We start from the raw sequence: 24,557 nt of genomic DNA, 5'->3' as shown, positions 1-24,557 counted from the left end.
TTGCGGTGATCGATTCCGCACGATTTTTATTTCCTCGCTTGCTCGGAAAATCGTGCTTCATCACCACTGACGAGCCGCTCCAGCTGAAACATTAAGACGACGACGCCGCAACCCGCTTCACGATACACCTGAGGTATTCGTGTAAGGGGGCGGCGTCGCCGTCTTAAAACTCGCGAGTCGCGGCTGTCAGCAGGTGACTTCCTGCCTGAGGATGTAAGCTAAACCGCCGTAATGTCCTCCCGGTATTCCGGCAGGCGCAGCATGGTCTCCTGGGCGATGGTTGCCACGTGAGCGCCGTCCTGCGAAAAGATCTTTCCGGTGGCTAGCGACCGGGCGTCCTGGGCGCTGGGGGCCTCCAACGTGTAGAGCAGCCATTCGTCGGCGCGGGCGGGCCGGTGGAACCAGATAGCGTGGTCAAGTGATGCCACTTTCATGCCCTGTACCATCCAGTGCTTGCCGTGGGCGCGAAGCCCGGGTTCAACGGGCATGTAGTCGGAGGCGTAGGCGATAGCTGCCTTGTGAAAGTTAGGGTCATCGGGCAGCGGGGCAAAGGACTTGAACCAGACGGCGGTGGTGGGAGACTTGCTACTGTCAGCCTTGAGCCAGAGCGGTTCTTCAACATGCCGTAGGTCGAAGGGGCGGTGGTAGGAGATAGCGCGGGCGATGGGCAGAGGTAGGTGACCCACGAGATCAGCTACGGTGGGCAGTGACTCGGGATCCGGCAGGTCAGAGGGCATGGTAGAGCCGTGCTCGGGGCCCTGGCTGGCAGTCTGAAAAGAGGAAATGGCAGAGAAAATTGCCTGCCCCTGCTGGTAGGCCTGTACGCGGCGGGTAGAGAAGGATCGGCCGTCGTTGAGTTTCTGCACGCCAAAGCTGAGATCCTGGTCTATATCGCCGGGGCGAATAAAGTAGCCGTGCAGGGAATGAATGTCGCGGTCTGAATCCACCGTGGAGGTCATGGCCATAATCGCCTGGGCGAGCACCTGGCCACCGTAGATTCTCGGTGACTCTCGGTTAAGGGTTTGGGCGCCGAAGAGGGTTTCGTTCTGGGTGGCTCCGCGGTCAGTGAGATTGAGCATCTCAATCAGATCATCAACCGCCGCGTTTGAATCGTTACTCTGTGTGTTTTCTGACATGTCTTTACTGTCTCATAAACCTGTAACCTAGTGGGGTTAGCTGTCTCGCAGGATAGAAAGTATACGAATTATGTCGGATGTTTTGACCGCTCATTTAGGTTCGGCCGCGGCCGCCGGAGATCTTGAAAAGCTGGTCAAGCGGATTCGCTCGGTGGAGAAGAGTGCGGCGGTGCGTCTGCAAGCTGTGGGCTCAAGCCTGGCTGTGTCGGTGTGCACCCTGGCCCCCGAGACCCTGCTGGATTCAACGCCAACCGTTTTGGGTATGCGGGCCTTCCGTCTCGAAGAGCCTGCCGAATTTGATGTGGTGGTGGAGTCGGCCGCTATTCTTGACCGTCTGGCTCGCATTGAAGAAGAGAATTTTGTGCTCAAGGTGCCGCCCATGACCGTTCATGCCGTGTGGGCGGGGGTACAGCCGCCCATGTCGGGCTGGGAAGAAGTACAGCCCCTACCCGTTGAGCTGCTGGAGAGCGCTGCGAAGGAGGGTATGGACGCCGTGGATTCGGCTCTGCCGGATAACCCCGGTCACGCTGTGGTCAACACCGTGCGCTCCCGTATCTGGTCATCGCCCCTGCAGATTGAACAGCGCGGCGGCGCAGCCGACTCCCAGCCCACCGACTTTCCCGTGCCTACCGGGGCAGCCTTTGCCGCCGTCGTCCTTGGGTTTCTTCCCCGCGGGGCACAGGGGAGCCTGCGCTGCTTCACCAGCGGCTCCTGGCTACGCATCAACGCGCCGGCTGGTTACGTGCTGGTGCGCAGGAATAGTGCTCTCTAGGAGGCTCGATTCTGCATGGCGTGGGCGGCACGTTCCAGGTAGTCCCACAGGGTTTGATCCTGTAGCGGAGGCAGCTGCAGGGTATCGAGCGCCTGGCGCATATATTTAATCCAGGTGTCCCGCTCCTTGGGGCCAATGGCAAAGGGGTGGTGACGCATTCGCAGGCGCGGGTGGCCGCGTTCAGCCTGGTAGGTTTTGGGCCCACCCCAGTACTGCTCCAAGAACATACGAAGACGGCGCTCGGCGGGGCCAAGATCTTCTTCGGGGTAGAGCGCGCGAAACTCGGGGTCTGCGGCAACCAGCTGGTAGAACTCACGGCAGAGTTTTTCGAAAGTAGCGGAACCGCCCACCTGCTCATAGAAAGAGACCTGGGAGGCGGGATTGTTGGAATCAGCCATTGTTTTCCTTGATAAGAGGTCAATCTAAGTGTTGAGGTGGGGTGCGGCGAGCACGCACCCTTAACGCCAGCCCCGAGCCAGCGTGCTCGCCGCACCCCACCCCAACTTAGTGCACAGCTTAACAGCTGTGTTTAACGGTCAGCTGACTGTACCTTCAGCGCCCGCTTCATGCCGTCACGGGACTCCGAGACCATGCGGTGCAGGGCCGCGGCGTCCTCGGGCAGCTTAGCCAGGAACTTCTCGGTTTTCTCAAGCAGATTCTGAGAGTAGTTGCGGGGGAAGAGCCCCACGATAATCTGCTGGGAAATCTCGTGGCTGCGTTCGCGCCAGATACCCTCGATTGCTTCAAAGTAGCGGTCGGTGAAAGGCTCAAGCACAGACTTATCGGTACCGCCGCTGAAGCCAGCAATGGCAGAGCGCTGCACGATGTTAGACATGGAGTTCTCCACCACAACCTCCTGCCAGACCTTTTCCTTGGCGGGCAGGGTAGGAATCGAGGCGCGGGCAGTGGCCGCCGCCTGCTGGCCGTTGGAGGTGTTGTCTGCCGCCAGCATCTCGTTGACGTCGTCCTCGCTGCGGCGGTTGCCCGCGGCCAGGGAGGTCAGCAGAACCCACCGGAGGTCGGTGTCAATCTCAAGCCCCTCCAGGGTGATGTCTCCGGTGAGCAGGGCCTCGACGGTTTCCAGCTGCGCATCGGTTTCGGCCAGCTTGGCAAAGGTGCGCACGAACTGAAGCTGGTTGTCAGAATCAGCTTCGGCATCCTGGGCAATATCCCACAGACGGTGGGCAGCATCGCGGCGGGTTTCCTCGGCAAAGTCCCGGTTCACGTAGGAGTTAAGGGTCAGCTCGAGGTTGAGCAGCTGGGTGCGCACGGCGGTGGAGTTTGTTTCCTTGCCAATGTTATTGAGCACCAGCTCAACAAACTGACGGGCGGGCATCTCGGCATCGCGGGTGGTGTCCCAGAGCGAGCCCCAGACCACACCGCGGGCCACCGGTGAGTCAATATCGCCCAGGTGCTTGATAGCGGTGGCGCGAGACTTTTCATCCAGGCGAATCTTTGCGTAGGCTAGATCCTCATCGTTGACCAGAATCAAATCGGGGCGGGGTTTACCTGCCGCCTGCTCGAGAACCGTCAGCTCGCCGTCCACGTCCAGCTCAAAGCGGTCGGTGCGGGTCAGCCGACCATCCTGTAGCGAATAGAAGCCCACCACCAGGCGATGGGGGCGCAGGGTCTCGAAGCCCTCGGCGTAGGTCTGGCGGATAGCCAGCTGGGTGAGGATGCCGCCCTCCTCCTGCACCTCGGTGCTCAGGGTGTTCACGCCGGCGGTTTCCAGCCACTTAGCTGACCAGGCCTTCACATCGCGGCCGGACTTGTTCTCAAGCTCAACCAGAAGGTCATTCAGCACGGTGTTGCCCCAGGAGTGCTTGCCGAAGTAGTCGGTCAGCGCTGCCATGAAGTTCTCCTGGCCAACCCAGGCAACCAGCTGGCGGAGCACAGAGGCACCCTTGGCGTAGGTAATGCCGTCAAAGTTCACCTGAACATCGTGCAGGTCGCGGATTTCTGCCACAATCGGGTGGGTGGTGGAGAGCTGATCCTGGCGGTAGGCCCAGGTCTTTTCAGAAGCCGAGAAGGTGGCCCAGGCCTGGTCAACAAAGCGGGTGTTTTCAGCTGCTGCCAGGGTAGACATGAACTCGGCGAAAGACTCGTTGAGCCACAGGTCATTCCACCACTTCATGGTCACCAAATCGCCGAACCACATGTGGGCTAGCTCGTGCAGAATGGTGATAGCCCGGCGCTCAATCATCGCCTCGGTGGTCTTGGAGCGGAAAATGTAGTTTTCCAGGAAGGTGACTGCACCGGCGTTCTCCATCGCACCGGCATTGAATTCGGGCACAAAGAGCTGGTCGTACTTCTCAAAGGGGTAGGGAACCTTGAACTGCTCTTCGTAGAACTCGAAACCCTGGCGGGTGAGCTCAAAGATTTCTTCAGAGTCTAGGTAGGGCATCAGAGACTTACGCGCAAAAACGCCCAGGGCAATCTCGCGACCCTCAGAATTGGTCAGAGAAGAAGTGACCTTCTCGTAGGGGCCGGCAATAATGGCGGTGATGTAGGAGGAAATCCGCGGGGTCGCCGAGAAAGTCCAGGTGGCCTTACCCTCAGTTTTCTCCACCGAGGTCTCGGGCTGGTTGGTAATCACGTTCCAGTGCTCGGGGGCGGTGATGGTAAAGGAAAACTCAGCCTTGAGGTCGGGCTGTTCAAAGACGGGAAAGACCCGGCGGGAGTCGGGAACCTCAAACTGGGAATAGAGGTAGACCTCGTTATCTACCGGGTCAACAAAGCGGTGCAGACCCTCACCGGTGTTGGTGTAAAGAAAATCAGCGTCAATTTTTAGAAGGTTTTCTTCCGCCAGGGCGGGCAGGGCAATGCGCACGCCGTCGGCGGCGTCGGTAGGTACCGACTGGCCGTTGAGCTCGATGGATCGAACGGTATCGGTAATGGCGTCAATAAAGGTGGTCTTCCCAGCTACCGCTTTAAAGCGAATCTCCGCCTTAACCGCAAAAATTCTCTCTCCCTGAGTCAGGTCAAGATTAAGCTGGTAGCTTTCAACTCTTTTAATAACCTCGGCCCGCTCCTGCGCTTCGGCCCGTGTGAGGTTCATACCCGGCATCGTGTTCCCTTTCTTTTCAGAATATGCTCTTATCACGCTACTCTAGTAGTGCAGAGCACAAATCAAAAACTTCAGAGGAGAACCCCGTGCGCGTGCATATTGCCACCGATCATGCCGGCCTTGAAATGAGCCGCTTTTTCGTGGAGAAACTGACCGAAGCTGGCTACGAGATGGTAGATCACGGCCCTGCTGAATACGATGCGCTCGATGACTACCCCAGCTTCTGCATCAACGCTGCTCTGGGTGTGAAAAAAGACCGCGAGCAGGGCTTGGACTCCCTGGGTATTGTGCTGGGTGGCTCCGGCAACGGCGAGCAGATGGCAGCTAATAAGGTAGAGGGTATCCGTGCGGCCCTGGCCTGGAATCACGACACCGCGGCTCTGGCCCGCGAGCACAACAACGCGCAGGTGGTAGCAATCGGTGGCCGCCAGCACTCCCTTGAAGAGGCTCTGGAAATCATTAAGGTCTTCTTGACGACCGAGTGGACCAACGAGGAGCGCCACGCCCGCCGTATTGCCCAGATGGGGGAGTACGAGACCACCGGAGCTATTGCTGGCAAGCAGATTGACGGCGTGAACTAGTCCATGCCAGAAGGTCATTCCATCCACCGCCTGGCGCGCCAGTTCAACGATGTTTTTGCCGGTCAGACCGTTGAGGTCACCAGCCCCCAGGGCAGGTTTTCTGCCGGGGCTCAGTTGTTGGACGGCGCTCGGGTGGGGGATTCTTTTGCCCACGGTAAGCACCTCTTTGTTGGTTTCGATAATGGCCTTTATCTCAACGTGCACCTGGGCATTTACGGTGCCTGGACGTTCGGAGGGGACGAGCAGTTTCAGGGTGCCTCATCTATCGGTGCCCCGCGCCGGGTAGGGGAGCGGGAACTGGGTGCTGACGTGCAGCCGGCGGCCTACACCGGCCCACCCGCACCCAAGGCAACCGTGCGCGCCCGCCTGGTCAGCGAGCACGGCTGGGCTGATTTGGTAGGGCCAACCGTCTGTAGAACCCTCACCGTGGATGAGGTTGCCCAGGTGCGGGCCAAGCTGGGCCCCGACCCGCTCAACGACGACGCCGACCCCACCGCCTTCTTTACGGCCGTCTCCAAGACCTCCCGCCCCATCGGCGTCGTCCTCATGGACCAAAAAGTCATCTCGGGGGTGGGCAATATCTTCCGCGCCGAATCCCTCTTCCGGCAGAAGATAGACCCGCTACGCCCGGCCAAGTCGCTGAGCGCAGAAGAGCAGCGGGGCCTCTGGGAAGATAATAAACACCTGCTTAAAATCGGCGTGCGGGTGGGGCGCATTATCACCACCGAACCGCAAGACCGACCGGGAATTGCCGAAACCGAGGCCTGGCCAGAACACGCCAACTATGTTTACCACCGCCAGGGTCAGCCCTGCCCGCGCTGTGGCAGCACCATCGCCGTAGACGAAATCGCCGGGCGCAAGCTCTACTGGTGCCCCGGCTGCCAGGTGTAGACACTCGATTTGACATTGGTTTCTGAACAGTGTTTACTAATAAAGTCTTGTTCGCAAGACACTCAAAACCTTTGAGTTTTGGGGGCGTAGCTTAATGGTAAAGCCTCAGTCTTCCAAACTGATTACGCGGGTTCGATTCCCGTCGCCCCCTCGCCTACGCTTTGCTTCTCGAACCATCGAGAAGCAAAGCGTTTTTCATATCGGCACCTTCTTTGCCCTCAAGGCACGCCGAGGGCTAAAAACAGCCCAAAAATGGGAAATGAAGAGAAAAACCGCTAGACTTTTCTTGTTTGCGGCAAAAACCGCGGGGTGTGGCGTAGCTTGGCTAACGCGCCTGCTTTGGGAGCAGGAGATCGCAGGTTCGAATCCTGTCACCCCGACATGACTAAGGAAAACCCGCCGCAGGTTCGGCGGGTTTTACTTTTCATAAGCATCGAAAGAACTTCTCGCCTGACGGCGGGGAGTGAAACCAACTAAGTATCAGGAGATCAACGGACGTGAAGACTGCCGTCGAGAAGCTCAGCTCAACCCTCGCAAAGATCGAGGTTGAGATTCCTTTCGCAGAGTTCAAGACTTACCTTGACCGCACCTACAAGTCTCTGGCACAGCAGATCCAGGTTCCCGGCTTCCGTAAGGGCAAGACTCCCCGTGTGCTCATCGAACAGCGTGCAGGTTTCGACTTCATCGTTGAAAACGCCCTCAACGAAGGCCTGAACGAGTACTACCAGCAGGCACTGGCCGAAAACGACCTGACCCCCCTGGCTCAGCCCGAGCTGGACATCGTCTCCAAGCCCGAAGAAGGCGCTCGCGAAAACGATGTGAAGCTGACCATCGAGGTAACCGTTCGCCCCGAGATTGAGCTGCCCGATTACGAGGGTCTCAAGGTTGAGGTTGCTGCAACCGAGGTGACCGAAGAAGACGAGCAGAAGGCACTCGATGCCCTGCGCTCCCGCTTCGGTACCCTCAAGACCGTTGACCGCCCCGCTTCAGACGATGACTTCGTAACCATCAACCTGAATGCTTCTATTGACGGTGAAGAGGTTGACGCCGCTAACGATCTCTCCTACCAGGTGGGCGCAGGCACCATGCTTGAGGGCCTGGACGAGGCTCTGCTGGGCCTCTCCGCTGGTGAGGACGCTACCTTTGAAACCAAGCTGGCCGGTGGCGAGCACTCCGGTGAGGCAGCAACTGTTAAGGTTGCCCTGACCGCCGTTAAGGAGCGCGAGCTGCCCGAGGCTGACGACGAGTTCGCTCAGCTGGCTTCTGAGTTCGACACCATCGACGAACTCAAGGAAGACCTGAAGAAGCAGGCTGCTGAGTCCAAGGTTGCCGAGCAGGGTGCTGAGGCTCGTGACAAGGTTCTCGAGAAGCTGGTTGAACTGGTTGAAATCGAGGTTCCCGAGAAGGTTATCGAAGAGCAGATTAACCAGCACTTCAACGCTCCCGGCGCTGAAGAGGGCCACGATACCGAGGAGCACCGCACAGAGGTTCGCGAGAACGCTGTGACCGCCTTCAAGAACGAGATGATTCTTGACGCCATCGCCGAGAAGGAAGAAATCGGCGTTGAGCAGGCAGAGCTGATTGACTACATCGTGACCATGTCTTCCCAGTACGGTATGGACCCCAACCAGTTCGCACAGATGCTGGACGGCTCCGGCCAGGCTGGCCTGATGGTGGGCGAGGTTCGCCGCTCCAAGGCTCTGGCCTCCGTGATCGAAAAGGCTGAGGTTAAGGACTCCGAGGGTAACACCGTTGACCTGACCAAGTACCTGGGTAACGAGGAAGAAGCGGCAGAAGACGCTGAATAATCTTTAATTTCCGAATAACGGCCCCCACCTAAAAGTGGGGGCCGTTTTCTTGTCTGTCAAATCACCATAATTAGGTTAAAGAAATTTTGCGAAATCTTTAAAATTGGTGGTCTTTATCTTGTACTTAGGTAAGCCTATCTGTAAAGTCATACGGGACTACTTCGAGAAGTAGTAACCACACAAGAACTATTTCGTAAGGCTAACCATGCGCAAAGCACACCTTTCATTCTCTGCTCTGGCTCTGAGTGCTGTTCTGGCTCTTTCAGCATGTGGCGGTGCCAGCGACGACGCTGCATCTACCGATAATTCTTCTGCTACCTCAAGCTCTGCATCTTCTTCCACCGTGACCGTTGAAGACAACTTCGGAACCCAGGAAATCTCCACCCCTCCCACCAAGGTGGCTGTCACCGATAACCGCTCCTTTGAAATTCTCGATAGCTGGGGAGTAGAGCCCGTTGCTGCACCGTTGCAGCTGGTTCCCAGCACCCTGGATAGCCTGAAGAACAATGAGAATGTTGTTGACATCGGAAACCACCGCGAGCCCGATCTTGAGGCTCTGGCAGCAGCTGAGCCCGAGCTGATTATTAACGGCCAGCGCTTTCAGCAGTACTATGAGGACATCAAGGAGCTCAACCCCGATGCCACCCTGGTGGAGCTCGAACCGCGCGAAGGTGAGCCGATGATTGACGAGCTCAAGCGCCAGACCGCCACCCTGGGCGAGATTTTCGGCAAGCAGGCAGAGGCCGATCAGCTGGTGTCTGATTTTGACGCCGCTGTTGAGCGGGTTAAGAAGGCCTACGACCCCTCGAAGAAGGTTATGGCCCTGAACGTCTCCGGCGGCGAGATTGGTTATATTGCCCCCGGTGAGGGTCGCTTCTATGGTCCCCTTTTTGACGAGTTGGGCTTGACCCCCGCCCTGACGCTAGAAAACGGCTCAGACAACCATGAGGGCGATGATATTAGCGTTGAGGCTATCGCTGACTCCAACCCCGATTGGATTCTGGTTCTTGACCGCGATGCCGCTGTGTCCCAGGGCGAAAACCAGGCTTCGGCAGAGTCTGTGGTTAAGGAAAACGCTGCTCTGCAGAACGTCACTGCCATCAAGGAAGACAACGTGGTGCTTGCTCCCGCAGATACCTACACCAACGAAAACATCATTACCTACACCGAGGTTTTGAACGCCTACGCTGAGGCTCTTGAAAAGGCATAATCTAGAAAATCTGTAATTCTGGGCCAAGAGCCGTTCCGGTTTTAGCTGGAGCGGCTCTTGGCTACAACTGTGTATAAGGTAGCAGGTGTAATGACTTCTGTGTCTCCTGTATCTGGTAGTGAGCGAAGCTCTGCCGGTTCTCTTCGCGCAACCCGGGCGAGTCTGTTCAGCTGGAAATTGCTGGTGGGGTTTGGTGTAGTGGCGTTGCTGCTGGTCTTTTCCCTGCTCACAGGCGAGTACGACATTTTTGGGGCTGAGGACGGCGCAGAAATGTTTGGTATCAGCCGCGTGCCCAGAACCATCGCCCTGGTGCTCTCGGGGGCGGCTATGGCCATGTCTGGTTTGGTGATGCAGCTGATTACCCAAAACCGCTTTGTGGAACCATCTACTACGGGAACCACCGAGTGGGCGGGTTTCGGCCTGATCGTGATGATGTTCTTCTTCCCGACGTCGTCCATCCTGCTGAAGATGACCGGAGCTATTACCTTCGCCTTCATCGGCGCTATGATTTTCTTTCTCTTCCTGCGCCGAGTCTCGCTCAAGTCGTCTCTGGTGGTACCCATTGTGGGCATGATGCTGGGAACCGTGATTAGCGCTATCTCAACCTTCTTCGCTCTGGAGACCAACATGCTTCAGAACCTGGGCGTGTGGTTTGCCGGAAGTTTCACCTCGGTCTACGAGGGTCAGTATGAGGTGCTCTGGCTGGTCTTGCTGGTGGTCGTCGCCGTCTTTCTGCTGGCAGACCGGCTGACCCTGGCGGGGCTGGGTGAGGAGTACTCCACTAACCTGGGCGTCAACTACCAGCGCGTGGTTCTGGTGGCTACTGCCCTGATCGCTATCGCTACCGGAGTGGTAACCGTTGCGGTGGGGTCTCTGCCTTTTCTGGGGTTGATCGTACCCAACATCGTCAGCCTCTTCCGCGGTGATGACCTGCGCTCGAACCTACCCTGGGTTTGCCTGACCGGTATCGCCATTGTGACCGCCTGCGACCTAATTGCCCGTCTGATTATTGCGCCCTTTGAGATGCCCGTTTCCGTCATCCTGGGCATTATCGGTGCCATTGTTTTTGTCAGCTTGATTGTTGGAGGTCGTAGGCGTGCTCGGTAAGCAGATTGACGTTCCCACTGATTTTGGCCCGGCGGCTGTTGCGGCGGGGGATTCAGGACGCCGCCGCAGCGCCGGTGCCTTCGACTCGCCCAAGGCCGCGCGCCGATTTTGGATAACCGTGGCGGTTCTGGTGGTTGCCAGTGCCGTATCTACCCTGGGCCTGCTTTCCTACGGAAATCCCATGCCCTTTGGAAGTTCGCGCTTTTGGCTCATTGCTGAACGCCGAGCAGATGCCGTCATCGCTATGGCGGTGGTGGCGCTGTGCCAGGCTACCGCCACCGTTGCCTTTCAAACGGTTACCAACAACAAGATTATTACCCCCGGCGTGATGGGTTTTCAGTCCCTCTATGCCGCCCTGCATACCGGAACCGTATACTTTTTTGGGGTGACCGGCCTGCTCAACGCCCGGTCTTTCACCATGTTCCTGGTGCAAATTGCACTGATGGTTGGCTTCAGCCTGGTGCTCTATTCCTGGCTGCTGACCGGCAAGCACGCTAATATGCACGTAATGCTGCTGGTGGGAATCGTGATCGGTGGGGGACTGGGGTCTGTTTCAACCTTCATGCAGCGCATGCTTACTCCCTCAGAGTTCGATATTTTGACCGCCCGCCTCTTCGGCTCGGTCAATAATGCCGACTCCGACTACTACCCGGTGGCTCTGCCCCTGGTCTTTGGCGCCTGTGCGGTGCTCTTTCTACTGGCGCGCAAGCTCAACGTGATTGGTTTGGGGCGGGACGTTGCAGAGAACCTGGGGGTCAACTATAAGCAGGTTTCCATCACGGTTTTGGTGATGGTCTCCATTCTCACCGCTGTCTCCACCGCCCTGGTGGGCCCTATGGTCTTTCTGGGGTTCCTGGTGGCGATGCTGACCTACCAGTTCGCCAATACCTACGACCACAAGTATCTTCTGCCGCTGTCAGCACTGCTGGCCTACATGGTGCTGACCGTTGCCTACTTCCTCATGTACCACGTCTTTGAAGCCCAGGGCGTTGTCAGCATTATCATTGAGCTGGTGGGTGCCGTGGTCTTCCTCTTTGTTATTCTGCGAAAGGGTAGCCTGTGATTACTCTCAAAAACGTTCAAAAAGACTATTCGTCTGAGGTCAAAATTGGCCCCATCGACCTGGACGTTAACCGGGGCGGTATCACCGCCCTGGTGGGCCCTAACGGTGCCGGAAAGTCCACCATGCTCACCATGATCGGCAGGCTTTTGGGGATTGACGCCGGTGCTATTGAGGTGGCCGGCTGTGACATCGGTAAAACCAAGTCCAAGGATCTTGCCAAGATTATTTCGATTCTGCGGCAGGAAAACCATTTCGTTACCAAACTGACCGTGCGCCAGCTGGTGGGCTTTGGCCGCTTTCCCTACTCCCAGGGTAGGCTGACCCGGGCAGATGAAGAGATTATCTCTCGCTATATCGAGTTCTTTAACCTGACTGAGCTTGAAAACCGTTACCTTGACGAGCTCTCGGGCGGCCAGCGCCAGCGGGCCTACGTGGCGATGGTCCTGGCTCAGGAGACCGAGTACGTGCTGTTGGATGAGCCGCTCAACAACCTGGATATAGCCCATTCGGTGCAGATGATGCAGCACCTGCACCGCGCCGCCCGGGAGTTCGACCGCACCATTGTGGTGGTGCTGCACGACATTAACTTTGCCGCCCGCTACGCAGACTTTATCTGCGCGATGAAGGGCGGACGCGTCGTCCAGCACGGCCCCACCCACCAGGTCATGCAGGCCGAAATCCTCACCGACATCTTCAATACGCCGATTGAGGTGGTCGAAACGCCCCGCGGGCTCATGGCCTCTTACTTCTAGGCTTTCGTTGTACGTGAACTTTGCACCATAGCCGGTTTACTTTGGATAGTCTTCTAGTAACCCAATTTTTAGAGACGGGGTTTTACCCCGTGACCTCTTAAGAAGGAAGAAGAAGTTAATGTCTAACATTTTGCCTCTGCCTGATTTCTCAGCTGCGGGCTCAGCACCTGCTATGGAAACCCAGATGGGTGGTCAGGACGACTACGTCTACAACCGTCTGCTCAAGGAGCGGATTATCTGGCTGGGCTCCGAGGTACGCGATTCCAACGCTAACCGTATCTGCTCTCAGCTGCTGTTGCTCTCGGCTGAGGATCCCGAGGCTGATATCTACCTCTACATCAACTCACCCGGTGGTTCGGTGACCGCCGGCATGGCGATTTACGACACCATGCAGCTGATTCCTAATGATGTGGTAACCGTAGTGACCGGTATGGCCGCCTCCATGGGCCAGTTCCTGCTGACCGCCGGTGCTAAGGGTAAGCGCTTTGCAACCCCCAACGCTCGTATTCTGATGCACCAGCCCTCCGGTGGTCTGGGCGGTACTGCCTCTGACATCCGTATTCAGGCAGAGCTGATTCTAGACATGAAGAAGCGCCTGTCTCAGATTACCGCTGACCGCACCGGGCAGACCCTTGAGACCATTCTCAAGGACAACGATCGCGACAACTGGTTCACCGCTGAAGAGGGTCTGGAATACGGTTTCTTTGACCACATTGCCACCTCAGCCAGCCCGGCGAGCTTTAACGAAAACAAGTAAGCCAGAACCACTGATTTAGGAGATTTTTACATGAACTTCAATCCTGCTTCACGCGCGCCGCTGGCTATGCCCAACGATCGTTACGTCTTGCCCAGCTTCGAGGAGCGCACCCCCTACGGTTACAAGCGCCAAGATCCCTACGCCAAGCTCTTTGAAGATCGCATTATCTTCTTGGGCACCCAGGTAGATGACGCTTCAGCTGACGACATCATGGCGCAGCTGTTGGTGCTGGAATCCCAGGATCCCGACCGCGACATCACCCTCTACATCAACTCACCCGGCGGTTCTTTCACCGCGATGACTGCAATCTATGACACCATGCAGTACATCCGCCCCGAGATTCAGACCGTCTGCCTGGGTCAAGCAGCATCTGCTGCGGCAACCCTGCTGGCTGCGGGAACCCCCGGTAAGCGCCTTGCCCTGCCTAACGCTCGAGTTCTGATTCACCAGCCCGCCCTCGGTGGTCAGCAGGGCGGCCAGGCTTCTGACATTGAGATTCACGCTAACGAAGTAATGCGTATGCGTGAGTGGACTGCCGAGACCCTGGCTCTGCACGCTGGCAAGAGCGCTGAGGAAGTAGACCGCGATATTGAGCGCGATAAGATTATGACCGCTCAGCAGGCCATGGAGTACGGTCTGGTTGACCAGGTGCTGGAATCCCGCAAGGTCAACAAGCCCATGATTAACAAGGGCTAAACCGTGGGTGACTTCTAGCATTGAGGCACTGTCTGCTGGGTTCGGCAGACAGTGCCTTTGTGCTTGAGGGGGAGCGCAGAGCGTAACCCCGTGCAACAAATACCGGGTTGAGTAGTATTTCAGCTGCTAATTGGCGCTAGCAGAGAATCAAGGTAGCCTAGTTCTTGGATGGCTGAGAGAAAGGAAAATCGGATATGGCGCGAATAGGTGAGTCAACCGATCTTCTGAAGTGCTCTTTCTGCGGAAAGAACCAGAAACAGGTTCGCAAGCTCATTGCCGGGCCGAACATCTACATTTGCGATGAGTGCATTGAGCTCTGCAACGAAATCCTCGATGAGGAGCTGGCAGAGGTCAAGGGTATTAGCGCGCCCGAGGAACTTCCTACTCCGCACCAGATTTTTGACCACCTGCAGGAATACGTGATTGGCCAGGAGGCCGCTAAACGGGCTCTGGCTGTGGCAGTCTATAACCACTACAAGCGTATTCGTGCCAATGAAAATCCTATCTCTGATGCCCAGCAGCTTCTGGCGAATGACGGCGAAGATGTAGACATCTCGAAGTCAAATATCCTGCTGGTGGGCCCCACCGGATCCGGCAAAACCTACCTGGCTCAGACCCTTGCCAAGAAGCTGAACGTTCCCTTCGCCGTCGCCGATGCTACCTCGCTAACCGAGGCGGGTTACGTGGGTGAGGACGTTGAGAACATCCTCCTCAAGCTCATTCAGGCTGCTGACGGCGATATTGAAAAGGCCCAGAAGGGCATTATCTACATCGACGAGATCGATAAGATTTCCCGCAAGGCAGACAATCCCTCGATTACCCGCGATGTCTCGGGTGAGGGCGTGCAACAGGCCCTACTGAAAATTCTTGAGGGCACCGTTGCTGCAGTTCCTCCCCAGGGAGGTCGCAAGCACCCGCAGCAGGAATTTATTCATATTGACACCACCAACGTGCTCTTCATTGTTGCCGGTGCCTTTGCCGGCCTTGAAGAGATTGTTGGCGGGCGAGTGGGCCGCAAGGGCATTGGCTTTGGCGCTTCAATTGAGAACCTGGCTCTCGAAGACAACGTGATGCAGAAGCTCATGCCCGAAGACCTGCTGAAGTTTGGTCTGATTCCCGAGTTCATCGGCCGTCTGCCGGTGCTAGCTACCCTGGGTAAGCTGGGCGCCGACGAGTTGGTTCGTATTCTCACCGAGCCCAAGAACGCCCTGGTTAAGCAGTACAAGCGCATGTTTGCCCTCGACCAGGTTGATCTTGTGTTTGAGGACGACGCCATTGAGGCGGTTGCCCGGCTGGCGATTGAGCGCGATACAGGTGCCCGCGGTCTACGCTCCATTATGGAGGATTTGCTACAGCCGGTGATGTTTGACATTCCTTCCCGCTCCGATATTTCCTCGGTGATTATTGACGCCGAAGTAGTGGCGGGGAAGAAGGATCCAATTTTGATTCTTGAGTCTGAAGCCCAGACCAAGAAATCTGCATAGGTTAGACGGGGTGGGTGTGTATGCCCACCCCGTTTTTAGAAGAAAAAATATGAGTTAAAGGAGTTTACTCATGGCTGAGAAGACCAAGGTTGAGTTTTGGTTTGACCCTACCTGCCCCTGGACCTGGGTTACCGCTAAGTGGATGAAGGAGGTAGAGAAGGTTCGCGATATTGAAATCAAGTGGAACCCCTTCTCCCTCTACTTCCTCAACGAGGGCCGTGACCTGCCCGAGGGCTACCGCAAGCACATTGACCAGACCATTGGCGTTCCTCGCGTGGTTCTGGCTGTTCGTGAACTGGCAGGCCAGGATAAGGTAGAGGAATTCTACTTCGTCCTGGGTAAGGAAATTCACGATCAGGGCAACAACGGCAACGCTTTCCACGATGCTCTGGTAGCTGCGCTGGAGAAGGTTGGTCTGCCCGCCGACTATGTTGAGTTTGAAGAGCTGGAGGACTACGACGACGCTCTGAAGGCTTCAACCCAGGCTGGCCTGGATAAGGTGGGCGATGAGGTTGGCGTGCCGATTGTCTCCCTCAACGACACCGCTTTCTTCGGCCCCGTGATTACTCCCGCCCCCAAGGGCGAGGAAGCGGGCAAGGTCTTTGACGGCGCTGTTGCCCTGGCCTCCTACCCCGGTTTCTATGAGCTCAAGCGCTCCCGCACCGGTGTAAAGCCTGACTTTAGCTAAAGCGGCAAAACTTCAGCCTAGCGGGCCTCTTCCCTGATCAGGGGAGAGACCCGCTAGGCTGAGTAAGCTACAAGAGTACCCAGTTGCCGTTTACGGACTCACCGCAGCGGCGCCGTCCTGCCCGTCCTTCTGCCTCTGCGCGGGGGTAGTGGACTTGTTGTAGGTGTAGTTCACCGCGTCGTCTGAGGTGAACTCAATCATGGCAAAAACCTGCGAGGCCATGAGCACAAAGACCTGGTACATGGCGCCACCGGTTACATCATCGGTGAGAACCCGAATCGCGGTGGAAACAAATGAGACCACCAGCAGCGCCAGAATAACTTTCCGGGCCTTCATAAAGCCGCGGATAACGCCAATGGCCAGGCCCATCTGTACCAGGGCCAAGACCAGCAGCAGGGACATAATGATCCAGTCGGTGTGCTGCAACCAGTCGCGGTTCACCCAGTTCAGCAGGGGAGTCGAGTCAACCAGCCGGTTGGCGGTCTGTGAGAGCTGGTTGCCGTCCAGGGCAGAAAAAGTAATAAAGGCCTGAATCACCGCGACCAAGGAGACGAAGAAGCTTGCTACCCAAATTGAAATTGGGGCGTCTTCAATTAGTTCGAAAGGACGACGGTGGTGCGAGTACTGCGATTCCGGCGAGTTATCGGAGACCTCCATGTCATCGGCAACGCTGTTCATTTCTAGAATGGGCAAGTCGCCGTCGGTGATAATCGCATCGCCGCCGCCATTGCGTGAGTGGTAGCCGGCGGAGAAGTCTTCAATCACTTCTTTTTCCACTTCATCATTGCAGAACATGACCGTATCGATCACGTAGTCTCGTTCGTTGTCGGTTTCTGCGTCAATTTTGTGGGTGACCTGGAAGGTAAAGAGGGAGAGGCCCACCGCCCGGTCGAAGGTAGCGGCGGCAACCCAGTCCACCTCTTCACCGCCGGGTAGTTTCCAGCCCTCGGGAGTCTTCCAAAAACGAATGTGGTGGCGCTTTTCGGTAGAGTTCTCAACGTCCTGCTGGTAGGCGAAATCCTCTTTGCGGTCAAAGAGGTAGAGGGGAGAGACCGGGGCGGAAGGGTAGGAGCGCTTGGTGAGGGTGGAGACAATAATCTTCCAGGAGGTCACCAAGTTTACCGGGTCTGCCTTGACCCAGCCTGCCTTTTTAAAGGCCTGATGAATATCGTCTGACTCACCCCGGATAGCCAGGTTAACGGGGTCACCCAAGAGGCCGTCAGCAGTCTGGGTGCGCCCAATAAAGTAGTTGGGCACGTAGAGGGTGGTCATCATCTTGTGAAAACGGGGCAGAGTCAGGTAGGCAAACATCGCCCAGACCACCAAAATCAGCAGGATTGCCCACCAGGACGAGGTGGTAGCAACCACCAGAGCTGCCACTGCCAGCCAGATAGAGGCCAGGCCGGCAAAGACGAAATATGCCTTATCAATCAGGCCGGAGAAAGCACGGCGGCCACCCAACTGCTCGAAATAGTTGAGCGTTTTAATATCGTCGGTTGACCCCTTGTACTCGGGGTAACCGGGAGTTTCCCTGGGCATAATCTGAACTTTCATTCGGGTACAACAATGGCAGCCTACACAGTATTTTATGCAGGCTGCCATTGGTCAGGCGGGCTGATTATTCGGTTTCTTCGGTCACCAGCTCAACGTCAGAGACGGTGAGCTCGCCCTCAGCCTCAACCAGGTTGAGCTCGCGAACGTTACCGGCGGCCTTCAGATCTGCCATGCCAGCTTCAATCCGCTTGATTTCCTCGGCAGGAGCGGAGATGGTAGCGCGAGCCACCTCGGTGCGCTGCTTAACCTTAGCCTCAGACTTAGACTTACGCAGGCCACCCAGTGCCAGACCCACGGTGGGCAGAACAGCCACATCAGCGGCGTCCGCAATCGAACGGTAGCCATCGGCAACCGGCCAGGCGGCGCGGTGTACCGAACCCTTGCGCCACCAGCTCCACACCTCATCGGTTGCGAAGGGCAGGAAGGGGGCGAAGAGCCGCAGCAGGGCATCGAGGGTGGTGGCAAGAGCAGCAAGAACAGATGCCTGCTCCTCTTCACCGCGGGAGCCGTAGGCGCGATCCTTAATCAGCTCCACAAAGTCGTCGGTGAAAGACCAGAAGAAGGTCTCGCACAGCTGAAGCGCGCGGGCGTACTCGTACTTCTCGAAGCTAGCGGTGGCCTCTTCAACTACCTGAGCCAGCTTGGCCAGCAACGAGCGGTCGAGCTCATTGGTAACCACCGCAGCCTGCTCGGCAGAAGTCAGCACCGAGTCAGCGGTAGCCCCCAGGTTCAGCACGAACTTTGAGGCATTGAGCAGTTTGATTGCCAGGCGGCGGCCAATCTTCATCTGGCCTTCGTCGTAGGCGGTGTCTGCACCCAGGCGGGCTGAAGCTGCCCAGTAGCGCACAGCGTCTGAACCGTACTTTTCGAGCACGTCATTGGGCACCACCACGTTGCCCTTGGACTTAGACATCTTCTTGCGGTCGGGGTCAAGAATCCAGCCGGAGAGCGCGGTGTGCTTCCAGGGCACGCTGTTTTCCAGCGAGTTGGAGCGCACCACGGTGGAGAAGAGCCAGGTACGAATAATGTCGTGGCCCTGGGGGCGCAGGTCCATGGGGTAGGTGACCTCGTGCAGCTTATCGTCTTGCGCCCAACCGGTTGCGATTTGGGGGGTCAGGGACGACGTCGCCCAGGTGTCAAGGACGTCCGGGTCGGCGATGAAGCCACCGGGTACCCCGCGCTGGTCTTCGGTGTAGCCCTTGGGCGCCTCAGCAGCCGGGTCAACCGGCAGGGACTCTTCAGCCGGAATGATTGGGTTCTCGTAGTCGGGCTCGCCCTCGGAATCGAGCTTGTACCACAGCGGGAAGGGCACGCCGAAGAAACGCTGGCGGGAAATTAGCCAGTCACCGTTGAGACCCTCCACCCAGTTCTCGTAGCGGGAACGCATGAAAGAGGGGTGCCATTCAATGTCGCGGCCTCGGCTGATGAGAGCTTCGCGACGGTCGGCATTTCGGCCACCGTTGCGGATGTACCACTGGCGCGAAGCCACGATTTCCAGGGGCTTATCGCCCTTCTCGTAGAACTTGACCGGGTGGGTAATCTTCTTGGGCTCGCCGTCCATCTCACCGGCCTCAACCAGCATCTCGACGGTGTTTTTCTGGGCCGAGAACACGGTCTTTCCGGCGATCTGTTCCTCGTAGCGAGCGCGACCTTCTTCGGAGGTAATCCACTCGGGAACCTCGCGGGAGAAGCGGCCGTCACGGCCCACCAGGGCGCGGGTAGCAAGGTTGAGCTCGCGCCACCAGGTGACGTCGGTGGTGTCACCGAAGGTACAGATCATGGCAATACCGGCACCCTTATCGGGCTGGGCCAGGGGGTGAGCCATGATTTCTACCTCAACGCCGTAAAGCGGGGAGGTTACCTTGGTGCCGAAGAGCTGCTGGTAGCGCTCGTCATCGGGGTGGGCCACCAGGGCCACACAGGAGGGCAGAAGCTCGGGGCGGGTGGTCTCAATCCAGACCTTCTCGCCGTTCTCACGGTGGAAGGAAATGCGGTGGTAGGCGCCGGGCATTTCCTTATCTTCTAGCTCAGCCTGGGCGACGGCGGTGCGGAAGGTAACATCCCACATGGTGGGGGCTTCTGCCATGTAGGCATCGCCAGACTTGAGGTCGTTGAGGAAGGCAAGCTGGGAGATCTTGCGAGAGTGGGAGTCGATCGTGCGGTAGGTGTGCGACCAGTCAACAGAAAGACCCAGGGTGGTGAAAGTCTGCTCGAAGACCTTCTCATCTTCGGTGGCCAGGGTCTCGCAGAGTTCGATGAAGTTACCGCGAGAAATACGGGGCCAGTCGCGCTGGTTCTTGGCGGGCTTCTCGGGTGCGGTGAAATCGGGGTCGTAGGGAACCGCCGGGTCGCAGAGTACGCCGTAGTAGTTCTGAACACGGCGTTCGGTGGGCAGGCCGTTGTCGTCCCAACCCAGGGGGTAGAAAACGTTCTTGCCGGTCATGCGCTGATAACGAGCGATGACGTCGGTCTGAGTGTAGGAGAAGATGTGACCCACGTGCAACGAACCAGAGGCGGTAGGCGGCGGGGTATCAATGGAATAAACCTCTTCGCGGGAGGTCTCACGGTTGAAAGCGTAAGTTTTTTCGAACTCCCAGCGGGCGGAAAGCTTCTCTTCGAGACCTTCCAGGCCGGGGCGGTCAGGTACGTTGATTTCTGCGGGCGTGTCTATGCCCTGGTTATTTTCAGCCATGCTTGCCATTGTCTCATGTTTGACCTGCCAGGGGAATTTTTGGGCAGGTTGCAAGGGGTGATTTTGTTGTGGGTTATTGAGGGGATTAGACAAATAATATTTTCGTTGTAATGTAATACATGGGCAATAAAAGCCCACCCTTACAAAAATAGTTACTAGTCACAGGAGGATTACTCATGGATCGCCGTAAATTCTTTACCGCAGCTGGTGCAGGTGTTGCTGTTGCCGCAGTAGCAAGCGCAACTCCCGCTTTCGCATCTGCTCCCTCGTCAAGTCTTGTGCCCGGTCGCGAGATTAGCAAGGCCGCTTCAAAGCACAAGCCTCACCCCTACGTCAACAAGCTGAACAAGATCTTCAAAGAGGCAGAGGCAGTAGTCGAGTGGCCCAAGGGCTACTACCGCGATGTCTACACCCGCATTGCAGATCTATCCCAGCAGCTCTTCGATGCAACCAGCGCTCAGATCAACCCGCAGCTCTCCCGCGATGCTCAGATTCTTCACAACCAGGCTCTGGCTATGCTGAACGAGGAAGACCAGTTTGAGACTGAAAACCGCCCCGCTCAGCTGGAGAACCGCTACACCCGCGTTGATATGCAGCTCTGGCGTGACCGCCTGGCCTTTGACCTGAAGAACCCCTTCAACGATGAGAAGGCTACCGCCGGAATTTCCGCAGCGCCTCAGAAGCCGCTGCCCGCTAACCTTGAAGACTTCAAGGTGTACTCAGACAACGCCGGTAAGTTCTCCATCGACTTCACCGTGATTCCCACCGGTACCTACCAGAGGGGTGGCACCCCCGAAGAGTGGGCAAGCCACAACGTTGACTCCTACCGCGCTGCCTGGGAGACCCCCCCAGCACCCGGTGACCATTCGTCGCCGCTTTGGCATTATGCCCACTGAGGTAAACCGAGCCATGTTCCGCCAGTTCGTTGCTGAAACCGGCTACGCTATGCCTGCCGGTGGCGTGGGCTTCCCCGCTCCGCCCGAAACCATGGATCCGACTTCTTCCATGTACCGCGAAGGCGTGACCTGGGAGAACCCCGGTATTCCTCAGGATTCTGACCAGCACCCGGTGGTTCAGGTTTCCCGCGCAGATGCCCAGGCATTTGCTCGCTGGGTTTCGGTAAAGACCGGCCAGAACTGGCGCCTGCCCACCGAGGCTGAGTGGGAGTACGCAGCACGTGCGGGTACTCAGACCGCCTATTTCTGGGGCGAGGACATCAACGACGGTAGCGAGTATGCAGCCGGCTACGATATTCGCTCTGACGAAGTAACCGGTTACGGCTTCCCCGACCGCATGGAGGCAGATGACCACGCTGCCTACACCGCCGAAATCGGTTCCTACAAGCCCAACCCCTGGGGTCTCTATGACGTAACCGGTAACGCCCGTGAGTGGGTTGCCGACTACTGGGAACCCAACCTTGAATCAGGCCCCTACACCGAAGAAGCACGTACCGCAGGTGTGGCTGAATTCCCCGTGCTGCGCGGTGGTGGTTGGGACTACATGCCCCAGAACCTGCGTATTGCCTACCGTTCGGCCTACTACAACAACTACATCCACTCCAACATGTGGGGCTTCCGCCTGGTACGCGATATCTAAGAGCTGAAGTCTAATTATTAAATCGGCACCGGAGAAGCCTGCTTCTTCGGTGCCGATTTTTGTAATAAGGACGGCGCTGGGGTGGGGGAGCTGTAGGCTTGAAGTATGGCTGAATCAACACTTCCCTCGAATCCTTTTGCTTCAGATGCCCATACCGGCAAGGTGGCGTTGGTCACCGGTGCCTCCTCAGGAATCGGCAGGGCTACTGTCTATCAGTTGCGCGCCAGTGGCTGGACTGTTTACGCCGCGGCCCGCCGGGCAGAGAGGCTTCAGAGCCTGGCTGAAGAAACCGGTGCTATTGCCCTTCCCCTCGATACCATCGACGAAAGCGCCGTCATTGCTGCCACCGAGAAGCTCCTTCAAGAAACCGGCGGGCGCCTGGACGCTCTGGTTAATATTGCCGGCGGTGCCCACGGTGCCGACCGCGTGGGTGAGGGTAGCAACGAGGACTGGGAATGGATGTACCGCACTAACGTGCTGGGAACCCTTAATATGATCCGCGCGTTTTTGCCTGCCCTGCGGGAAAACGGTGAGGGCACCATCCTGAATCTGACCTCAACCGCTGCTGAGGCAGGCTACGAAGGCGGTGCCGGCTACAACGCCGCTAAGTTTGGTGAGCGCGGACTCACCGAGGCCCTGCGCCTGGAAGAAGCGGAGAATAACGTTCGCGTGATTGAGATTCGGCCCGGCATGGTACACACCGAAGAGTTCTCTAAAGTGCGCCTGGGCTCTGCTGAGGCTGCCGAGAAAGTCTACGCGGGCGTGGAGAAGCCGCTGCTGGCCGAGGATGTCGCGCAGACCGTCGTCTTTGCGCTGAATGTTCCGCACCATATCAACCTTGATCACATCACCCTGCGCCCGGTGGCTCAGGCCGCTCAGTACAAGGTTATTCGCCGAAACTCCTAGTGGTGCAACAATTTTGCCAAAATATTGCGGTATTGCATCTATAACTTGATTTTTTGAATCAGGGGAGTAGGTTAATAGTTGTCAGGTAAAGTTATTGACTGAAAGGAAAACACCATGACAACCGCTGTAATTGGCACCGGACGAATCGGAACTCAGGTAGCTACCCGCCTTGCTAAGGGAGGCGAAAAGGTTCTGGTGGCAGCTTCAAACCTGGAGTCGGCTCAGAAGTCAGCAGAAGAGTTCGGTCTGGGAATTGAGGCAGGCACTGTTGCCGACGTTATCAAGGCAGCAGATACCGTTGTTTTCGCCACCATGTTCCCCACCACCCAGGAGCTCATTAAGGAACTCGGCTCAGCTCTGGTGGGTAAGGTTGTAGTTGACCCCTCCAACAACTTCACCATCTCGGAGGAGGGTAAGTTCCTCAATGCCAACCCCGAGGGTGTTTCCGCCGGCCAGCAGATTAAGGCTCTGCTGCCCGAGGGTGCCTACTACGTCAAGGCCTTTGGCACTATGTCAGCTGCAAGCCTGGGTCTGGAAACCACCGAGCAGGGCGATAAGGTTGCCCAGCTCTTTGCCACCGATGATTCCGAGGCAGAAACCCGCATTGTTGAGCTCATGACCGCAGGCGGTTGGGAGCCCGTCAAGGCAGGTGGCGTGGACATCGCCCACAAGATTGAGATGACCGGCGACTGGCACGATGTCGGAGGTCTCAACGGCCGCCTTCTGAACCGCCAGCAGGCTGAGGAGCTTGTTGCCTAAGTGCTGGTTGAGTAACCCGGGTCTGTGAATCCCAAAGTACAGGTGTGGTCCCTGACAGCAAGTGAAGTCTTGCTGTCAGGGACCACACCTGTATTCGGGATAAGAGCATAGCCGGTAGACTGGGGTGAGATTTTGCAGGGCTCACCGGGCCCTGCCCATGCTAGAGAAGCGCCCACCCTAGAGAAGGAACCCATGATTCACCTGGTAGCAACTTCGCACGGTACTAACAATCTTCAGGGGCGCGAAAGTATCGCTCTGATTAGAGAGCAGCTAGCGGCCCTTCTCCACGAGCAGGCACCGGGGGAGTATACCGTACACGAGGCGTTTGTGGACGTTCAAGAGCCCTCACTGGAGACCGTTCTGGCCGGCCTACCCTCCGACGAGACGGTGGTGCTGGTGCCCCTGCTGCTATCGACCGGCTACCATACCCAGGTTGATATGCAGCGGGCAGCCGAGAAATCAGGTATTCGCGATATTCGCCGTGCCGAGGCTCTGGGCCCCTCACCCCTTCTGGCTGAGCTCCTCGCCGACCGCCTGAAAGAGGCCGGCTGGGCCCCGGGACAGAGTGTAGTGCTTGCCGGTGCCGGTTCCTCCCGCGCCGACGGCAGGTCCGCGGTCGAAGAACAGACTGCACTATTGAGCCAGGTGCTGGGTCAACAGGTGAGCTTTGGCTTTGTAGCAGAGATTGACCCGAAACTAGCAGATGAGCTCACCGCCAACTGCTTCATAGCCAACTACCTCATGAGCAGGGGTTTCTTCGATACCAAGGTTAAGCGCGCTGCAGAAGCTGCCGGTGCGTTCGGAACTGCCCCGCTCGTCGTCCCCGGGGACGACGCCGCCGCGCGGGTGCTCGCGCGGGTTGCCCTTGCGCGGCTGGAGCACGCTCTAGCTGACTAGGTTTCAATCAGCTTCACCGAGAGGCCGCCACAACGCCGAATGGCCGCGTTGTGTGCGGCCTTTCGGCCTTAAAGCGGCCTTTCGACAAAATGTCTTTAAGACCCTGTGTGAAGAAAACTTACGGTTAGATGACCTCCGTTT

General features: G+C 57.4%; 22 protein-coding genes and 2 tRNA genes. 19 read left to right on the top strand and 5 right to left on the bottom strand.

Annotated features, from left to right (window positions below; translation table 11 throughout):
- Positions 1–218 precede the first annotated feature (218 nt).
- Positions 219–1,136, bottom strand: coding sequence for an acyl-CoA thioesterase (locus IEV00_RS02220; RefSeq protein WP_188358697.1), 918 nt, complete (start codon positions 1,134–1,136; stop codon positions 219–221).
- A gap of 70 nt (positions 1,137–1,206) precedes the next feature.
- Between IEV00_RS02220 and IEV00_RS02215 the strand changes: the two genes are divergently transcribed.
- On the top strand, positions 1,207–1,908 hold the full coding sequence (locus IEV00_RS02215) for a DUF8185 domain-containing protein (protein ID WP_188358696.1): 702 nt from the start codon (positions 1,207–1,209) through the stop codon (positions 1,906–1,908).
- On the opposite strand, the gene IEV00_RS02210 is transcribed toward IEV00_RS02215, so the two are convergent.
- Together IEV00_RS02210 and pepN are read right to left on the bottom strand one after the other, a co-directional pair.
- Complete coding sequence (locus IEV00_RS02210; RefSeq protein ID WP_188358695.1) at positions 1,905–2,306, bottom strand: globin; 402 nt, start codon at positions 2,304–2,306, stop codon at positions 1,905–1,907. The genes IEV00_RS02215 and IEV00_RS02210 overlap by 4 nt on opposite strands.
- A gap of 131 nt (positions 2,307–2,437) precedes the next feature.
- The gene (gene pepN, locus IEV00_RS02205) at positions 2,438–4,975 is read right to left on the bottom strand and encodes an aminopeptidase N (RefSeq protein ID WP_188358694.1); all 2,538 of its coding nucleotides are present in this window, start codon (positions 4,973–4,975) and stop codon (positions 2,438–2,440) included.
- A gap of 86 nt (positions 4,976–5,061) precedes the next feature.
- On the opposite strand from pepN, the gene IEV00_RS02200 reads away from it, so the two are divergent.
- From IEV00_RS02200 to IEV00_RS02140, 13 genes are all read left to right on the top strand, one after another.
- Entirely contained in the window at positions 5,062–5,556 is a 495-nt protein-coding gene (locus IEV00_RS02200; RefSeq protein WP_188358693.1) for a ribose-5-phosphate isomerase, read from the top strand.
- 3 nt (positions 5,557–5,559) lie between these two features.
- A complete protein-coding gene (locus IEV00_RS02195) occupies positions 5,560–6,447 on the top strand; it encodes an Fpg/Nei family DNA glycosylase (RefSeq protein ID WP_188358692.1) in 888 nt (295 codons plus the stop codon).
- Between the two features lie 80 nt (positions 6,448–6,527).
- Positions 6,528–6,598: transfer RNA gene (locus IEV00_RS02190), tRNA-Gly, on the top strand.
- 154 nt (positions 6,599–6,752) lie between these two features.
- Positions 6,753–6,827, top strand: a tRNA-Pro gene (locus IEV00_RS02185).
- A gap of 117 nt (positions 6,828–6,944) precedes the next feature.
- On the top strand, positions 6,945–8,255 hold the full coding sequence (tig, locus tag IEV00_RS02180) for a trigger factor (protein ID WP_188358691.1): 1,311 nt from the start codon (positions 6,945–6,947) through the stop codon (positions 8,253–8,255).
- 205 nt (positions 8,256–8,460) lie between these two features.
- Positions 8,461–9,465 carry a siderophore ABC transporter substrate-binding protein gene (locus IEV00_RS02175; RefSeq protein ID WP_188358690.1) on the top strand — a complete coding sequence of 335 codons (1,005 nt, stop codon included), beginning with the start codon at positions 8,461–8,463 and terminating at the stop codon, positions 9,463–9,465.
- Between the two features lie 90 nt (positions 9,466–9,555).
- On the top strand, positions 9,556–10,572 hold the full coding sequence (locus tag IEV00_RS02170) for an ABC transporter permease (RefSeq protein ID WP_188358689.1): 1,017 nt from the start codon (positions 9,556–9,558) through the stop codon (positions 10,570–10,572).
- Positions 10,562–11,635 (top strand): iron chelate uptake ABC transporter family permease subunit, encoded by a 1,074-nt coding sequence (locus IEV00_RS02165; protein WP_229723016.1) that lies wholly within the window; start codon positions 10,562–10,564, stop codon positions 11,633–11,635. The genes IEV00_RS02170 and IEV00_RS02165 overlap by 11 nt, the downstream gene beginning before the upstream one ends.
- Positions 11,632–12,387, top strand: a complete 756-nt coding sequence (locus IEV00_RS02160; RefSeq protein ID WP_188358688.1) for an iron ABC transporter ATP-binding protein — start codon at positions 11,632–11,634, stop codon at positions 12,385–12,387. The genes IEV00_RS02165 and IEV00_RS02160 overlap by 4 nt, the downstream gene beginning before the upstream one ends.
- A 118-nt stretch (positions 12,388–12,505) precedes the next feature.
- A complete protein-coding gene (locus IEV00_RS02155; protein ID WP_188358687.1) occupies positions 12,506–13,144 on the top strand; it encodes an ATP-dependent Clp protease proteolytic subunit in 639 nt (212 codons plus the stop codon).
- 30 nt (positions 13,145–13,174) lie between these two features.
- A complete protein-coding gene (locus IEV00_RS02150; RefSeq protein ID WP_188358686.1) occupies positions 13,175–13,840 on the top strand; it encodes an ATP-dependent Clp protease proteolytic subunit in 666 nt (221 codons plus the stop codon).
- Between the two features lie 194 nt (positions 13,841–14,034).
- Entirely contained in the window at positions 14,035–15,324 is a 1,290-nt protein-coding gene (clpX, locus tag IEV00_RS02145; RefSeq protein WP_188358685.1) for an ATP-dependent Clp protease ATP-binding subunit ClpX, read from the top strand.
- Between the two features lie 70 nt (positions 15,325–15,394).
- Entirely contained in the window at positions 15,395–16,012 is a 618-nt protein-coding gene (locus IEV00_RS02140) for a mycothiol-dependent nitroreductase Rv2466c family protein (protein WP_188358684.1), read from the top strand.
- A 90-nt stretch (positions 16,013–16,102) separates the two neighbouring features.
- Here IEV00_RS02140 and IEV00_RS02135 read toward each other — a convergent pair whose 3' ends face one another.
- Complete coding sequence (locus IEV00_RS02135) at positions 16,103–17,551, bottom strand: LssY C-terminal domain-containing protein (RefSeq protein ID WP_188358683.1); 1,449 nt, start codon at positions 17,549–17,551, stop codon at positions 16,103–16,105.
- 79 nt (positions 17,552–17,630) lie between these two features.
- Complete coding sequence (gene valS, locus IEV00_RS02130) at positions 17,631–20,258, bottom strand: valine--tRNA ligase (RefSeq protein ID WP_188358682.1); 2,628 nt, start codon at positions 20,256–20,258, stop codon at positions 17,631–17,633.
- A gap of 176 nt (positions 20,259–20,434) precedes the next feature.
- Here valS and IEV00_RS02125 point away from each other — a divergent pair, with 176 nt between their 5' ends.
- The 5 genes from IEV00_RS02125 to IEV00_RS02105 all read left to right on the top strand — a co-directional run bounded on the left by IEV00_RS02125 (position 20,435) and on the right by IEV00_RS02105 (position 24,416).
- Positions 20,435–21,154, top strand: a complete 720-nt coding sequence (locus IEV00_RS02125; protein ID WP_188358681.1) for a hypothetical protein — start codon at positions 20,435–20,437, stop codon at positions 21,152–21,154.
- Positions 21,117–21,854: a formylglycine-generating enzyme family protein gene (locus IEV00_RS02120; protein ID WP_188358680.1), complete on the top strand. Its 738-nt coding sequence runs from the start codon at positions 21,117–21,119 to the stop codon at positions 21,852–21,854. Before IEV00_RS02125 ends, IEV00_RS02120 begins: the two co-directional genes overlap by 38 nt.
- A 105-nt stretch (positions 21,855–21,959) precedes the next feature.
- Positions 21,960–22,760 (top strand): SDR family oxidoreductase, encoded by an 801-nt coding sequence (locus IEV00_RS02115; RefSeq protein WP_188358679.1) that lies wholly within the window; start codon positions 21,960–21,962, stop codon positions 22,758–22,760.
- 114 nt (positions 22,761–22,874) lie between these two features.
- Positions 22,875–23,519, top strand: coding sequence for an NADPH-dependent F420 reductase (locus IEV00_RS02110; RefSeq protein ID WP_188358678.1), 645 nt, complete (start codon positions 22,875–22,877; stop codon positions 23,517–23,519).
- Positions 23,520–23,711: 192 nt separating this feature from the next.
- Positions 23,712–24,416, top strand: coding sequence for a sirohydrochlorin chelatase (locus IEV00_RS02105; RefSeq protein WP_188358677.1), 705 nt, complete (start codon positions 23,712–23,714; stop codon positions 24,414–24,416).
- Positions 24,417–24,557 lie beyond the last annotated feature (141 nt).

It is taken from the genome of Rothia aerolata (assembly GCF_014635585.1).
GTDB lineage: Bacteria > Actinomycetota > Actinomycetes > Actinomycetales > Micrococcaceae > Rothia > Rothia aerolata.
This window is presented reverse-complemented; position numbering and strand designations above follow the sequence as displayed.